Below are 15125 nucleotides of genomic sequence, written 5' to 3'. Positions count from 1 at the left end.
CACGACTCCCTGACTGGCGTTCGGCCCCCTGACCCAGTGGACGTGGGGCATCGGGGGGGGGGGGGGGGGGGGGGGGGGGGGGGGGGGGGGGGGGGGCCCCCCGCCGGGGGGGGGCCCCCCCCCCCCCCACGACGGTCCCGATGTCTACTTCTGCTTCACCTGAACGTCGGTGAAGATGGGGTCGCCGTCCTGGCCGTAAGGAATCTTGCCGAGGATGTTCTTCGACTGGCCGCTGTTGACCTTGTAGAACCACAGCGGGATCGCCGGCATCTCCTTGACGAGGATCTGCTCCGCGTCCTGGTAGAGCTTCACGGTCTCGTCGAGCGTGGCGGCCTTGTCGGCCTTGGCGCTCAGCTCGTCGAACTTCTTGCTGGAGAAGCCGCTGGTGTTACCGGCGGCCTTGGACCCGTAAAGGTCCTTCATGAAGTTCGAGTTGACGGGGTAGTCGAGCACCCAGCCACCGCGGTACAGGGACTTGACCTGCTTGTTGTCACGCGCGTTCAGGTCGGCCTGGAAGGTCGGCTTGGAGGCTCCGACACACTCGACCTTGACGGCCTTGCGGATGCTGTTGCAGACCGCGTCGACCCACGGCTTGTGGTCCTGGTCGGCGTTGAACTGGATCGAGATCTTGTTGCCCGGAACGCCGCCGCCTTCCTTGATGAGCTTCTTGGCCTTGGCCGGGTCGAACTTGGCGACGTCACCGAGGGCGCCGGCCTTGTGGCCGAGCACGCCGCGCGCGACGAAGGAGTCGGCCGGGGTGCGGGTGCCGTGCAGCACCTTCGTGGTGATCGTCTCGCGGTCGATCGCCATGGACAGACCCTGGATGACCTTGGGGTCGATGTCCTTGAACTGGTCGGAGTAGAAGGCGGGAACGATCGACTGGACCGCCGAGTACTCCTCGTCGATCGCGCGGTCGCCGAGGTCCTGCTTGTAGTTCGTGAGCGCGGTGGTCGGAACCTGCTCGATCCAGTCGAGGTTGTCCGAGCGCAGGTCCGAGTAGGCGGCGTCGGCGGTCGTGTAGTTCTTGAAGTCGATGCCGCCGTTCTTCGCCGCGTTCGGGCCCTTGTAGCCGTCGAACTTACGGACCTTGATCAGCTTGTTGTGGTCCCACGAGACGAACTTGTAGGGGCCGTTGCCGACCGGCTTCTGGCCGAACGCCTTCGGGTCCTTGAAGAAGGCCTCGGGAAGCGGCGCCCACACGTCGTAGCCGAGCTTGTACGCGAAGTACGAGACGGGGCTGTTGAGCGAGATGGTGAAGGTGTTCTCGTCCACGACCTTCAGACCCGACATCTTGTCGGTCTTGGGCTTGCCCTTCTCGGGGTGGACGTCCTCGTAGCCCTTGATGTCGGAGAACCAGCTGGAGTTGGTCTGGTTGTTCGACACGTTGGCCGACCAGTTCCAGGAGTCCACGTAGGACTTGGCGGTCACCGGAGTGCCGTCGTGGAACTTCCAGCCCGGCTTGAGCTTGACGGTCCAGACGGAGGAGTCCTTGTTCGGCGTGACGGACTCGGCGTTGACGTTCACCAGCTTGCCGCTGCCGGGCTTGTAGTCGACCAGGCCCGAGAAGACGGCCCGCAGCACGCGGCTGCCCTGGCTCTCCTTGGCGTTGGCCGGCTGCAGCGGGTTCTGCGGCTCGCTGAGCTGCGCGGTGACGATGCCCTTCGGGTCGACCTTGCCCTTGTTCATGTCGTCACTGCTGTCGCTGCCGCCGCCGCCGCAGGCGGTTGCCGCCAGAGTGACGGTTATCGCGCACGCGACCCACTTGGCGCTCTTGGCACCACGCATGGGGTTCCTCCTCATGAGTCCACTTGTTCACTGCAAGAGGGGGTACGTGCAACCGCGCCGACACCCCTGACGGCGAAGATCGAGTACCCCAGTGTGCTCGTGAGTCGGCGCTCCCCACAGCGCGTGACCCATTGACCCGAGCTATACGCGGTCAACTATTAGCCATGAGGTACCGGTCGACCACACTCTTTTGGTCTCGGTTCAATCACACCTGGCACGTACAACTTCCAAAATCCGGACAAACCGATCCGAGATAGATGGTTGCGAAACGGACGTGTTACACATCTAACGGTCAGTGACGTCCGCATTCCGGACACTTGGCGCTGAAAAACCGGTTGCCGGAAACCCCTGGCGCGGCAGTGGCCACACCGTACCCGTCAGGGAAAACGCAAGAGGCCGACTTCCGCCCAACTCCCTCGGGAGCGGCGAAAATCGGCCTCGTCAGCGGCTGTTTGCCGCTAACCGCCTACGTCAGCGGGTCAGCTGTGCTGCGCGGTCAGCTGTGCTTGGCGCGGGACGCCGAGCGGCCGCGCTCCTTCTGGTCCAGGACGACCTTGCGGATGCGCACGGCCTCCGGGGTCACCTCGACGCACTCGTCGTCGCGGCAGAACTCCAGGGACTGCTCGAGCGACAGCTTGCGCGGCGGCACGATCGCCTCGAAGGAGTCGGCGGAGGCGGAGCGCATGTTGGTGAGCTTCTTCTCCTTGGTGATGTTCACGTCCATGTCGTCGGCGCGGGAGTTCTCGCCGACGATCATGCCCTCGTACACCTCGGTGCCGGGCTCGGTGAACAGCACGCCGCGCTCCTGGAGGTTCGTCATCGCGAAGGCGGTGACGGCACCGGCGCGGTCGGCGACCAGGGAGCCGTTGTTACGGGTCTTCAGCTCGCCGAACCACGGCTCGTGGCCCTCGTGGATGGAGTGCGCGATGCCCGTGCCGCGGGTCTGCGTCAGGAACTCCGTACGGAAGCCGATGAGGCCGCGGGACGGCACGACGAACTCCAGGCGGACCCAGCCGGAGCCGTGGTTCGACATGTTGTCCATGCGGCCCTTGCGGACGCCCATGAGCTGCGTGACGGCGCCCATGTGCTCCTCGGGCACGTCGATCGTCATGCGCTCGACCGGCTCGTGGGTCTTGCCGTCGATCTGCCGGGTGACCACCTGCGGCTTGCCGATGGTCATCTCGAAGCCCTCGCGGCGCATCTGCTCGACCAGGATGGCGAGCGCCAGCTCACCGCGGCCCTGCACCTCCCAGGCGTCGGGGCGCTCGGTGTCGAGGACGCGCAGCGAGACGTTACCGATCAGCTCGCGCTCCAGGCGGTCCTTGACCTGGCGGGCGGTGACCTTGCGGTCCTTGACCGCGGACTTGGCGTCCGCGCCCTTGCCGGTGCCGCCGCGGCCGACCAGCGGCGAGGTGTTCGTACCGATGGTCATGGAGATCGCCGGCTCGTCGACCGTGATCAGCGGCAGCGCGACCGGGTTCTCCGGGTCGGCCAGGGTCTCGCCGATCATGATGTCGGGGATACCGGCGACCGCGCAGATGTCACCCGGGCCCGCCATCTCGGCCGGCTTGCGGGTGAGCGCCTCGGTCATCATCAGCTCGGTGATGCGGACGTTCGAGATGGTGCCGTCACGCTTGATCCACGCGACGGTCTGGCCCTTGCGCAGCTCGCCCTGCTCGACGCGGAGCAGCGCGATACGGCCGAGGAAGTTGTCCGCGTCGAGGTTGGTGACGTGGGCCTGGAGGGGCGCCGACTCGTCGTACGTCGGGGCCGGGACGTGCTCCAGGATCGTGGAGAAGAACGGCTCCAGGTTGGTGGAGTCCGCCGGGACCGTGCCGTCCTCCGGCTTGGTCAGCGAGGCGATGCCGTCGCGGCCGCAGGCGTAGACGATCGGGAACTCGATCTGGTCCTCGTCCGCGTCCAGGTCGAGGAAGAGGTCGTACGTCTCGTTGACGACCTCGTCGATCCGCGAGTCGGGGCGGTCCGTCTTGTTGATGCAGAGGATCACGGGCAGCCGCTGCTGCAGCGCCTTGCGCAGCACGAAGCGGGTCTGCGGGAGCGGGCCCTCGGAGGCGTCGACCAGCAGGACGACCGCGTCCACCATCGACAGACCGCGCTCGACCTCGCCACCGAAGTCGGCGTGGCCGGGGGTGTCGATGATGTTGATCGTGATCGGCTCGCCGCCGTCCTTGGGGTGATACTTCACCGCCGTGTTCTTGGCGAGGATCGTGATGCCCTTCTCACGCTCCAGGTCGTTCGAGTCCATCATGCGGTCGTCGAGGGACTCGGCGGCGTGCGCGGCGAAGGAACCGGCCTGCTTGAGCATGGCGTCGACGATGGTCGTCTTGCCATGGTCGACGTGAGCGACGATGGCGACGTTACGGATGTCGTGGCGCGTGGCCATAGTGCGGCGTACTCCTGGAGTGAGTGGATGGTCACACGCACCTCTGAAGTACGCGAACCCTGCCGGGCTGGACACGCCACGGCCTCACCCCAGTCTACGTGTCCCTCGCGGAGGCAGCCTCCGCGGGGGCTTCGCAGGGGTGCGGAAAGCCTCGGGAACTCTGGGGAAACAGCAGGTCAATGGGTAGATGTGAGCTTGCCCGCCCGGGCGGCCGGCGGGCAAGGGAGTTGAGCGTAATCTGAGCCGTTCACTTCGCGGACGGCTCCGCGCCCGCCTTTCCGCCCGGCTTGCCGCCCGGATTCCCGCCCGCCTTCAGGAAGCCGATGTCCTCGTAGTGCGGTGCCTGGAAGCCGAACGCCCCGGCGTTCGCGAGGTTCGGGCGGGCCGCCATCAGCTGGGGGCGCTGGTAGAGGGGGATGGAGCCCGCCTCGGCCCAGATGCGGGCGTCCGCCTTCCTGACCAGGGAACGGGCCTCGTCCTCGTCCAGCTCGCCGACCGCCTGCTCGAAGAGCTGGTCGATGTGGTCCGTGCCGACGCGCGTGTAGTTCTGCTCGACGTTCAGCGACCCGTCCGCGGCCGGCACCGGCTTGGCGAAGATCGGGCGGGCGTCGGTGGCGGGGAAGGCCGAAGCGGGCCACGAGTACAGGGCCAGGTCGTACTGGCCGGACGCGATGTGGTCCTTGAAGTAGCTGTCGTCGGCGACCTTCGCCGTCTCCGTGCGGACGCCGATCTTCTGCAGCATCCGGGAGATCCGGTCGGCGACCGCGCGCAGCGACTCCGAGCCCTCTCCGGAGGGCAGCACGAAGCGGAGGGTGAGGGGCTTGCCGTCCTTGGCGAGCGGTCCTGCCGCGGCCTTGGCGCTCTTGGGCGCGGCGGTGCCCTTCGGGGCGTACGCGCCGGGGGCGCCGCCCCTGGCGTGCTGCCTGGAGTGGTCGCCGCGCTCCCGCTTCTTCTCCTTGTCGGCCTCGCGGGGCAGGGCGACGACGTCGGCCTGGTGGTTCAGGACGGCCCGCTGGTAGGCGGCCGCGGGTGCGGGGGCGAGCACGGAGATGCCGTTGTCGCTGGGCTTGCCGTCTTCCTCGCCGACGATGTACGTGCCGTCGCCCTCGCCGCCCGCTGCCTCCTCCTCCCCCTTCTTCCCCTTCTCGCCCCTCTCCCCTTTCTCCTTCGCCGTGTCGTCCTTCTTGCCCTTCCGCAGGGCGCCCGGGGTCCAGCCCGCGTCCGCGAGCAGGGCCCGCGCCTCGGCGGTGTCCTGCTTGCCGAGGGCCCCGCTGTTGTCCGCGTACGCGTGCTGTCCGGCGAGGGCGAGGTGGCTGCCGACCGGTACGGCGGGCAGGCCGAGCGGCTTGAGGACGGCCTTCGCGAGCTCCTCGCGGTTCAGGGCGCGGGCGACCGCGCGGCGCACCCGGTCGTCGGCGAGCGGGCCCTCGGAGCCGTTGAGGGCGAGCTGGGTGTAGGCCGGCTCCAGTGACTTGCGGACCTCGTAGCCGCGCAGGCCCGCCTGTTCGGTGGCGTACTCCTTGATCGCCTTGCCGGTCCGCGCGCGGGCCGCGATCTCCGCGTCGGCGGCCTCCTCGTCGGAGCCGTGGGCGATCGCCCAGGAACGCAGCGCCTTGCCGGGGGTGAGCCCGGCGCCGGGGCCGTGGGCCGGCGGGCCCTGCGCCCCCTCGTCCCGGGCGGCCCGGGTGATCCGCTCGGCCTCCGCCGCGTCGACCGCGGTGAGGTCGACCTTGCCCTTGGCGAGCGCCTCGGTCCGCTCGGCGCGCTTCACCTCGCGCAGCACGATCTTGCTCAGCTTGGCCGGCCGGCCCCACCAGCGCGGGTTGCGCTCCAGCGTCACGTCGCCGGCCTTGGTGTCGAAGGCGGCGAGCGCGAAGGGGCCCGCCGTCACCTTCAGCTTGCGGCGCGCGCCGTCGTTGAAGGTGTCGGGGGTGCCCATGATCTGCTTCGGGTACAGCGGCGAGAAGAGGGAGCGCCAGTCCGCGTACGGCTTGGCGAAGGTGACCCGCACCTCCAGGTTGTTCGCGCCGCGCTCGATCTTGGCGATGCGGTCGTAACCGGCGTTCCGCGCCGTCCAGTACGCGGTGTCCTTTCCGGACAGGGCCCGCCACTGCGCGAGGAAGTCGGCGGCGCCGATCTCCCGGCCGTCGCTCCAGACCGCCTGCTGGTTGAGCTTGTAGAGGACGACCTGCTGGGGCTCGCGCTCGACGACCTCCGCCGACTCCAGGAAGTCGGCGTTGCGCTCGGCCCTGCCCTGCGCGTCGAGGCGGAACAGCGACGGCAGGACCGCGCCCGCGACCCGTGCGGTGGCCTCGTCGGCGTCGGCCTGGAAGGTGTTGAACGTTTCGGGGCGGGCGTCCACCGCCCAGTTCATGGACCCTCCGTCGGCGACCAGGTCCCTGGCGGCGGGAGCGATGTCCTGGCCCGCGGCCGGCCGGCCTGCCTCGTCGTTCGAGCTGCAGCCGGCGAGGGCGGGCAGAGCCAGCACCCCCGTCGCGAGGAACACGACAGACCTGACTCTGACGCGGTCGTGGGACATGGCTGGTACCTCCGGGGTCCGGGGCTCGCCCGGCCGCCCGCTACCGGGACCGGGCCGGGTTTGATCACGTTTGGCGGTATATGGAGCTGATCACATCTATGGCCCCACTGAAGGGGACAGGCCGCGTACCGCGGGGGCGACACGGCGCGCGGGCGCCCATATCCCACTCGTGCGGCCCAATGGGCGCGTGATCCGGCGCATTCACGCCCTCGATCCGGCAATCGGTGCAGATCTCTTCACAAGCCGGGATGTGACGCGCGACACTCGCAGGCGCATGAGCGTTGCCACCGCACCCCCGAAGTGAGGGCAAGTAATGGCTCTGCACGATGAATTGACGGCTGTTCAACGATGTGTGGACGACCTCGTCCGTACCGTCGGCAGGCTGGAGCAGCAGGCCGGCGACGAGGTGGCGGGCGTCGACGTACGCCGGGTGCGTACGGACACCGACCATCTGCGCGAGAGCGTGGCCCTGCTGCGCGCGGCGGCCGCGCCGCCCCCGCCCCGCACCGAACCACCCCGGCTCGACTTCGTGACCATCCCCGACACGCCGTACGACAGCTCGCTGTGGACGAACACCGGGGACCTCGACGACGAGGGCCTCGGCGGCCGCGACCGCCACGCGCCCTGACCCACCACCCGACCACGAAGGAGTGGAGCCTCGTTGGCCACCGGCACGGAACCTCAACCGAAGAGCGGACCGGCCCCCGGCGGCGTGCGCGACGGCACGCGCGCCGCGATCAGCGCTGCCCATCTGCGGACCGACCGCTGGTGGCTGGCGCCCGCGGCGACCACCGCGGGACTGCTCGTCTTCATCGTCTACTCGACCTGGCGGGCCTTCGCGAACGCCGACTACTACGCGGCGCCCTACGTCTCGCCGTTCTACTCGCCGTGCCTGGCCGAGAACTGCGAGCCCATGCGCTCAGGACCCAACTGGGAGATCTTCGGCAGCTGGTGGGGCCTGTCCCCCGCGGTGCTCGTCCTGATCTTCCCGCTCGGCTTCCGGCTGACCTGCTACTACTACCGCAAGGCCTACTACCGCGGGTTCTGGGCGTCACCGCCCGCCTGCGCGGTGGCCGAGCCGCACAAGAAGTACACGGGTGAGACCCGTTTCCCGCTGGTGCTGCAGAACATCCACCGGTACTTCTTCTACGCCGCGGTGCCGGTCGCGGGCGTCCTCACGTACGACACCGTGCTCGCCTTCCGTGACGAGCACTACGAGTGGGGCCACATGGGGCTCGGCACGCTCGTCCTGCTCGTCAACGTCGTACTGATCTGGATCTACACCCTGTCCTGCCACTCCTGCCGGCACGTCATCGGCGGCAAGCTCAAGCACTTCTCCAAACATCCGGTGCGGTACCGCATGTGGCAGTGGACGGGACGGCTGACCGACCGTCACATGCTGCTCGCCTGGACGTCGTTGGTCAGCGTGGCGCTCGCCGACCTCTACGTCTACCTGGTCGCCAGCGGCGCCTTCGACGATCCGCGCTTCTTCTGATGGACGCAATGGACCTAATGGACGGGACCTTCTGATGTCACAAGTGGAACGGCAGCAGTGGGACGTCGTCGTGGTGGGGGCCGGGGGCGCGGGCCTGCGGGCCGCGATCGAGGCGCGCGAGCAGGGCGCCCGCACGGCCGTGATCTGCAAGTCGCTGTTCGGCAAGGCCCACACGGTGATGGCCGAGGGCGGCATCGCCGCCTCCATGGGCAACGTGAACTCCGGCGACAACTGGCAGGTCCACTTCCGCGACACCCTGCGCGGCGGCAAGTTCCTCAACCAGTGGCGCATGGCCGAGCTGCACGCGCGCGAGGCACCGGACCGCGTGTGGGAGCTGGAGACCTGGGGCGCCCTGTTCGACCGCACACCGGACGGCCGGATCTCGCAGCGCAATTTCGGCGGCCACGAGTACCCGCGGCTCGCGCACGTCGGCGACCGCACCGGCCTCGAACTGATCCGCACGCTGCAACAGAAGATCGTCGCCCTGCAACAGGAGGACCACAAGGAGTTCGGTGACTACGAAGCGCGCCTGAAGGTCTTCCAGGAGTGCACCGTCACCCGGGTCCTCAAGGAGGAGGACGCCGGCTTCGGAGAGGGCGGCCGGGTCACCGGGGCCTTCTGCTACGACCGCGAGTCCGGCCGCTTCTTCGTACTCGAAGCACCGAGCGTGATCCTCGCGACGGGCGGCATCGGCAAGTCCTTCAAGGTGACGTCCAACTCGTGGGAGTACACGGGTGACGGGCACGCGCTCGCGCTGCTCGCCGGGGCGCCGCTGGTCAACATGGAGTTCGTGCAGTTCCACCCGACGGGCATGGTCTGGCCGCCGTCGGTCAAGGGCATCCTCGTCACCGAGTCCGTGCGCGGCGACGGCGGGGTGCTCAGGAACTCCGAGGGCAAGCGGTTCATGTTCGACTACGTGCCCGACGTCTTCAAGGAGAAGTACGCGCAGTCGGAGGACGAGGGCGACCGCTGGTACGAGGACCCGGACCACAACCGCCGTCCCCCCGAACTGCTGCCCCGCGACGAGGTGGCCCGGGCCATCAACGCCGAGGTCAAGGCGGGCCGCGGCTCACCGCACGGCGGGGTCTTCCTCGACGTGTCGACGCGCATGCCCGCCGAGGTCATCAAGCGCCGGCTGCCGTCCATGTACCACCAGTTCAAGGAGCTCGCGGACGTCGACATCACCGCGGAGGCGATGGAGGTCGGGCCGACCTGCCACTACGTGATGGGCGGCATCGCGGTCGACTCCGACACCGCGGCGGCGCACCGCGTGACGGGGCTGTACGCCGCCGGCGAGGTCGCGGGCGGCATGCACGGCTCCAACCGGCTCGGCGGCAACTCACTGTCCGACCTGCTCGTCTTCGGGCGGCGCGCGGGGCTGCACGCGGCACGGTACGCGGCGGGCCTCGCCGCCCGGCCCCCGGTGGACGAGGCGCAGGTCGACGCCGCGGCCGCCGAAGCGCTGCGGCCGTTCAGCGCCGAGGGCCGGGAGACGGGCACGGCTCCGGAGAACCCGTACACCCTCCACCAGGAGCTCCAGCAGACCATGAACGACCTGGTCGGCATCATCCGCCGGGAGGCGGAGATGGAGCAGGCCCTGGAGAAGCTCGCCGAACTGCGGGTGCGGGCGCGGCGGGCCGGTGTCGAGGGCCACCGCCAGTTCAACCCGGGCTGGCACCTCGCCCTCGACCTGCGGAACATGCTCCTGGTCAGCGAGTGCGTCGCGCGGGCCGCCCTGGAGCGCACGGAGAGCCGCGGCGGCCACACCCGCGAGGACCACCCGGCGATGAACCGCGAGTGGCGCCGCGCCAACCTGCTCTGCCGGCTCGCCGACCCGAGCGACGGTCTTGCGGCCACCGATCCGGTGCGCGGCCAGATCGACCTCGTCCGCGTGTCCACCGAACCCATCCGCCCGGATCTGCTCGCCCTCTTCGAGAAGGAGGAGCTGGTCAAGTACCTGACTGAAGAGGAGCTGTACGAATGAGTTCGTACGACGCGCGGTTCAAGGTCTGGCGCGGGGATCTCGGCGGGGGCGCCCTGGAGGACTTCAAGGTCGAGGTCAACGAGGGCGAGGTCGTCCTCGACATCATCCACCGCCTCCAGGCCACCCAGGCGCCCGACCTCGCGGTGCGCTGGAACTGCAAGGCGGGCAAGTGCGGTTCGTGCTCCGCGGAGATCAACGGCAGGCCGCGGCTGCTGTGCATGACCCGCATGTCGGTGTTCGACCGCGACGAGGTCATCACGGTGACGCCGCTGCGCGCCTTCCCCGTGGTGCGCGACCTGGTGACGGACGTCGGCTTCAACTACACGAAGGCGCGCGAGGTCCCGGCCTTCGTGCCGCCCCCGGGACTCGCCCCCGGCGAGTACCGCATGCAGCAGACCGATGTGGACCGCCCGCAGGAGTTCCGCAAGTGCATCGAGTGCTTCCTGTGCCAGGACACGTGCCACGTCGTGCGCGACCACGAGGAGAACAAGGAGGCCTTCGCGGGACCCCGGTTCCTGATGCGCGTCGCCGAACTGGACATGCACCCGCTGGACTCGGCGGCCGACTCCGGGCTCGACCGGAAACGGACCGCGCAGGAGGAGCACGGCCTCGGCTATTGCAACATCACCAAGTGCTGCACGGAGGTGTGCCCCGAGGGCATCAAGATCACGGACAACGCGCTGATTCCCCTCAAGGAACGGGCCGTTGACCGTAAGTACGATCCGCTGGTGTGGCTGGGGAACAAGATCCGGCGGCGGCAGTCGGAGTAGGACCGCTCGCGCCATCCGCCGCGCCATCCGCTGTGCCACACTGCCGCGCATGCGCATACCCCGCCGCTCCCGTCCCCTCCCCGCCGTGCTGCTCGTGGCCGCGCTGAGCGTGACCGCCGCCGGCTGCTCGCTGCCCGGCGGTGACGGGGACGACGGCGGCGGGACGGGGCTGGAGCGGGCGCTCGCCGCGGTTCCCGCCGCGGCGGCGGACCAGGGGGTGATGTACCGGGACGTGCGCACCGTGCGGCGGCTCCTCGCCGCGGACCCCGCGCTCTACCGCGGCCTGGACGGCTTCGGGATCCTCGAGGTCGCCCAGCAGGGCTATACGGGCGGGAGCGTCCGTGCGGACTGGGGGTTCGACGTGAAGGACGTACGGACGTCCGTCGCGGTCGGCAACAGTTCGCTGCTCACCGGGGAGTTCGACACGGACGCGGTCGGCCGGGCGATGAAGAAGCAGGGCTACCGCGCCACGCGCACGGACGAAGGCACCCGGTACAAGAAGCGCGGTGACGCCGGGACGTACGAGGTCTCCGGCTCCGCCCGCGCCGCCAAGCGCACCGACCTCGCACTGGGCCTCTCCGCACCCGACGAGTCCCTGCGGGACGACGAAGCGTACGAGGAGGTAACCGACTGCCTGGGTGACGTGTACGAAGCGACGTACTACGCGAAGCGCGCGGACGCGGACGTCGTGCTCCTCGCGATCGGCGGGCGGCTCGGCAAGGACGGCACGTCGTCGTCGGAGAAGCTCTGCGTGCGGACCGCCTCACCGAAGGCGGCCACCGCCGCGGCGGCCGAGCTCCGGAAGAAGACGGCACGGGGCCAGCGGTACGCGGGCTCGAAGGTGACCGTCGGCGAGGGCGACGCCCCGCTCGTGACCATGACCTGGAAGAACCGCGCCGAGTCCGGACTGCGCCCGGCCGACAACGACAGGACCTCGGAGCTGCCGGGGTTGCTGATGTGGGGGCGCTGATGTGGGGGCGCTGATGTGGGGGCGCTGATGTGGGGGCGCTGACGCGGTGGGTCCCCCAGGTCGCGGGGCCGCAAACGCGCCCATACGCTCCGAAATGTGATGCCGCCCCCGTCGTTGGCCGCGCGGGCAGCAGTGGCCGGGGTGGTCGTGCTGCTCGTGGCCGTGCTGCCCGTCCGGTGTTCGGCGCCGGGTTCGTCGCCCGCGCGCGCCGACGTACCGCTCGCCGGGCGTCCGGGGCCCGCCCCGTCGGCCACGCCGGGCCCGGCCGACCCGGGCGGCGGCGACTCCACGACCGGCGATCTCGTCCTGCCGGTGGCGGCGGCGTGCGCGGCCGGGATCGCGGCGACGGTCGCGCGCAGGCGGCGCAGGAAGCGCGCCACGACCCGCACCACGCCCGGTGGGGGCGATGAGGACGAATCAGAACAGGCCGATACGACCAAGAACAGCTAGAACAGGCTGAGCAGCGCCTCCGCCGCGTCCATCGGCTCCGCGTCGCCGTCGGGCAGCGCCAGTTCGAACCACACCGTCTTGCCGCGCGGCGTCCTGCGCGAGCCCCACGCGGCGCTGAGCAGCCCGACCAGTTGCAGCCCGCGCCCGCCCTCGTCGGTGTCCCGGGCCCGGCGGCGGCGGGGCTGGACGAAGCTCGCGTCCCACACCTCGCAGACCAGCGTGCGGTCGAGCAGGAGGCGGAGTCTGATGTCGCCGTCGCCGTACCGCAGGGCGTTGGTGACGAGCTCGCTGACCAGCAGTTCCGCGGTGTCGCAGAGCCGTTCGAGGTCCCAGTCGCGCAGTTGGTCGCAGGCCAGTTCGCGGGCGCGGCCGACGGACTTGAGGTCGCGCGGCAGCGTCCAGTCGCCGACGTGCTCGGAGGGCAGCCCCTGGACGCGCGCCATCAGGAGTGCGATGTCGTCCTCTCCGTGGTGGGTGTCGAGGGTGTTCAGGACGTGGTCGCAGACGTCCTCCAGGGCGGGCGGGGCGTCGTTGAGGGCGCGTACGAACGCGTTCAGGCCCTCGTCCAGGGGGTGGTCGCGGGATTCGACGAGGCCGTCGGTGTAGAGCGCGAGGAGGGCGCCCTCGGGGAGTTCGACCTCGACGTCCTCGAAGGGCTCGCCGCCGACGCCGAGCGGCAGGCCCGGGGGTACGTCGAGCATCAGCGCGGACTCGCCGGGTTCGACGAGGACGGGCGGCAGATGGCCCGCGTTGGCGAAGGTGCAGCGGCGTGTGACGGCGTCGTAGACCGCGTACACGCAGGTGGCGAGGTAGACCTCGCTGAGGTCCGCGTCCGCCGCCTTGCGGGCCGCGCGGCTGGACTGCTGGGGCCCGGCGGGGTTGCCGAGGCCGCGCGCGATCTCGTCGAGGGCGGAGAGCACCTCGGCGGGTTCCAGGTCGAGGAGCGCGAGGGTGCGGACGGCGGTGCGCAGCTCGCCCATGGCGACGGCGGCGCGCAGGCCGCGGCCCATGACGTCGCCGACGACGAGGGCGGTGCGGTGGCCGGGCAGTTCGATGACGTCGAACCAGTCGCCGCCGACCTCCGTCGCCGCGTTGCCCGGCAGATAGCGGCAGGCGATGTCGAGGCCGGACGCCTCGGGATCGCCGGGTGGCAGCAGGGACCGTTGCAGTATCAGCGCGCGCTCGTGCTCGCGGCGGTAGAGGCGGGCGTTGTCGATACAGACGGCGGCGCGCGCGGCCAGTTCGACGGCGAGCGCCCGGTCGCGTTCACCGAAGGGTTCGCTGCCCTTCGTACGGGAGAACTGGGCGAGGCCGACCACGGTGTCGTGGGCGACCATCGGCACGGCGAGCGTCGACTGGACCAGGCCGCGGGTGAGGCGGCTCGCGGACTCGTCGTCGTCCCCGGTGACCAGTCGGGGCCGGGCGGTCCGCAGGGCGTCCGCGCAGGGCGACGTGAACCCGAACCGGTGTACGGCACCGACGTCTATGGGCCCGGCACCGGCCGGGAACGGGGCGTCGGCGACGGCGCTCGCGAAGGCCACCCGGCGCAGTTCGGCGCTGCCGTCGGCGAGCCCCGGCGGTGTCTCGTCGCCGTCCAGGAGGCCTTGGTACAGGTCGACGGAGGCGAGGTCGCAGAAGCCGGGGACGGCGACGTCGAGCAGCTCCCTGGCGGTGGTCTCCAGGTCGAGGGAGTTGCCGATGCGGGCCCCGGCCTCGTTCAGGAGAGCCAGGTTGCGCCGCGCGTGGGCGGCCTCGCGGGCGGCGGCGTGCCGCCGGGTGACGTCGGTGCCGAGTCCCGCGACGCCGATGGGGCGGCCCGAACCGCTGTGGACGCGGTAGAGGTTGATCGACCAGTGCCTGCGGTCGTTGCTGCCGGGCGCGGGTCCCACTATCTGCATGTCCGTCACCGCGTCGCCGGTTTCCAGGACCCGCTTCATGGCGGCGGCCATGCGGTCGGCCTCGTGGCGGGGCAGGTAGTCGTGGACGGTGCGGCCGCGGTGGTCCTCGACGCCGCCGCCGAAGACGTCGGCGAACCGGCGGTTGGCGCGCTGCACCCTCAGGTCCGTGCCGAAGAGCAGGAAGCCGAAGGGAGATTGGCCGAAAATGGCCTGCGAGGCGGCGAGGTCGGTCTCGATCTGCCGCAGCGCCCGGACGTCGACGACGATGCAGACCGCGGCCCGCTCGCCCTCCTCCGTCTCGGTCGGCATCACGTAGACCTCGGCGATGCCCTCCCTGCCGCGGCCGCCGGCACCCGGGCCGTCGGCGTCGTCCCCGGCGGGCACCCGGAAGGGCACGACGCCCGTCCACTCCCGGCCGTCGAGGATCTCCGCCATCTTGCGGTGACCGCCGGCGCGCAGCTCGGGCGGCACGAAGGCCTCGATGGGGTCCTTGCCGACGGCGTCCCGCGCGGCCACGCCGAAGAGCCGCTCGGCACGCGCGCTCCACTGGTCGACGAGCCCGTCCGCGCCGATCGAGAATGAGGCGACCTTGATGTAGTCGTAGATCGAACCGGGTGGGCTGCTCTGCCACGTCTCGCCGACCGGAGCCTCACCGGGCCCGTCGTCGCCCGTCGCGTCGCCCGACGGCCCCTTGGGCTCCGTCGCCTTCGCTGGTATCTCGCTCACGCGAACCGTCCCCTCCAGCTCACCGCGTCCGGCACCGGTCACCGCATACGGCTGCCCGCAGTATCCAGCACTACGGTGCCGCGCCACACGGCGTTCACGATCAC

The 15125-nt window shown here is 70.3% G+C and carries 10 protein-coding genes; 6 read left to right on the top strand and 4 right to left on the bottom strand.

From position 1 onward, the window contains the following. Positions 1-144: 144 nt before the first annotated feature. The 3 genes from ACI2L3_RS38500 to ACI2L3_RS38490 form a co-directional block, all read right to left on the bottom strand. The gene (locus tag ACI2L3_RS38500; RefSeq protein ID WP_404757122.1) at positions 145-1785 is read right to left on the bottom strand and encodes an ABC transporter substrate-binding protein; all 1641 of its coding nucleotides are present in this window, start codon (positions 1783-1785) and stop codon (positions 145-147) included. 496 nt (positions 1786-2281) lie between these two features. Beyond that, complete coding sequence (gene typA, locus ACI2L3_RS38495; protein ID WP_404757121.1) at positions 2282-4189, bottom strand: translational GTPase TypA; 1908 nt, start codon at positions 4187-4189, stop codon at positions 2282-2284. 247 nt (positions 4190-4436) lie between these two features. Further along, positions 4437-6728, bottom strand: coding sequence for an ABC transporter family substrate-binding protein (locus ACI2L3_RS38490; RefSeq protein WP_404757120.1), 2292 nt, complete (start codon positions 6726-6728; stop codon positions 4437-4439). 313 nt (positions 6729-7041) lie between these two features. On the opposite strand from ACI2L3_RS38490, the gene ACI2L3_RS38485 reads away from it, so the two are divergent. From ACI2L3_RS38485 to ACI2L3_RS38460, 6 genes are all read left to right on the top strand, one after another. Next, entirely contained in the window at positions 7042-7356 is a 315-nt protein-coding gene (locus tag ACI2L3_RS38485; protein ID WP_404757119.1) for a hypothetical protein, read from the top strand. A 33-nt stretch (positions 7357-7389) separates the two neighbouring features. Continuing rightward, the gene (locus ACI2L3_RS38480; protein WP_404757118.1) at positions 7390-8223 is read left to right on the top strand and encodes a hypothetical protein; all 834 of its coding nucleotides are present in this window, start codon (positions 7390-7392) and stop codon (positions 8221-8223) included. Positions 8224-8257: 34 nt separating this feature from the next. Then, positions 8258-10207 carry a fumarate reductase/succinate dehydrogenase flavoprotein subunit gene (locus tag ACI2L3_RS38475; protein WP_404757117.1) on the top strand — a complete coding sequence of 650 codons (1950 nt, stop codon included), beginning with the start codon at positions 8258-8260 and terminating at the stop codon, positions 10205-10207. After that, complete coding sequence (locus ACI2L3_RS38470; RefSeq protein ID WP_404757116.1) at positions 10204-10977, top strand: succinate dehydrogenase/fumarate reductase iron-sulfur subunit; 774 nt, start codon at positions 10204-10206, stop codon at positions 10975-10977. The genes ACI2L3_RS38475 and ACI2L3_RS38470 overlap by 4 nt, the downstream gene beginning before the upstream one ends. A 49-nt stretch (positions 10978-11026) precedes the next feature. Next, on the top strand, positions 11027-11947 hold the full coding sequence (locus ACI2L3_RS38465) for a hypothetical protein (RefSeq protein ID WP_404757115.1): 921 nt from the start codon (positions 11027-11029) through the stop codon (positions 11945-11947). Positions 11948-12043: 96 nt separating this feature from the next. Then, positions 12044-12397: a hypothetical protein gene (locus ACI2L3_RS38460; RefSeq protein ID WP_404757114.1), complete on the top strand. Its 354-nt coding sequence runs from the start codon at positions 12044-12046 to the stop codon at positions 12395-12397. Here the strand turns inward: ACI2L3_RS38460 and ACI2L3_RS38455 are convergent. Continuing rightward, positions 12394-15021: a SpoIIE family protein phosphatase gene (locus tag ACI2L3_RS38455; RefSeq protein ID WP_404757113.1), complete on the bottom strand. Its 2628-nt coding sequence runs from the start codon at positions 15019-15021 to the stop codon at positions 12394-12396. The two genes, ACI2L3_RS38460 and ACI2L3_RS38455, sit on opposite strands and share 4 nt — an antisense overlap. Between the last annotated feature and the right edge of the window lie 104 nt (positions 15022-15125).

The sequence above is a fragment of the Streptomyces sp. NPDC029674 genome (assembly GCF_044903205.1).
Classification (GTDB): Bacteria; Actinomycetota; Actinomycetes; order Streptomycetales; family Streptomycetaceae; genus Streptomyces.
This window is presented reverse-complemented; position numbering and strand designations above follow the sequence as displayed.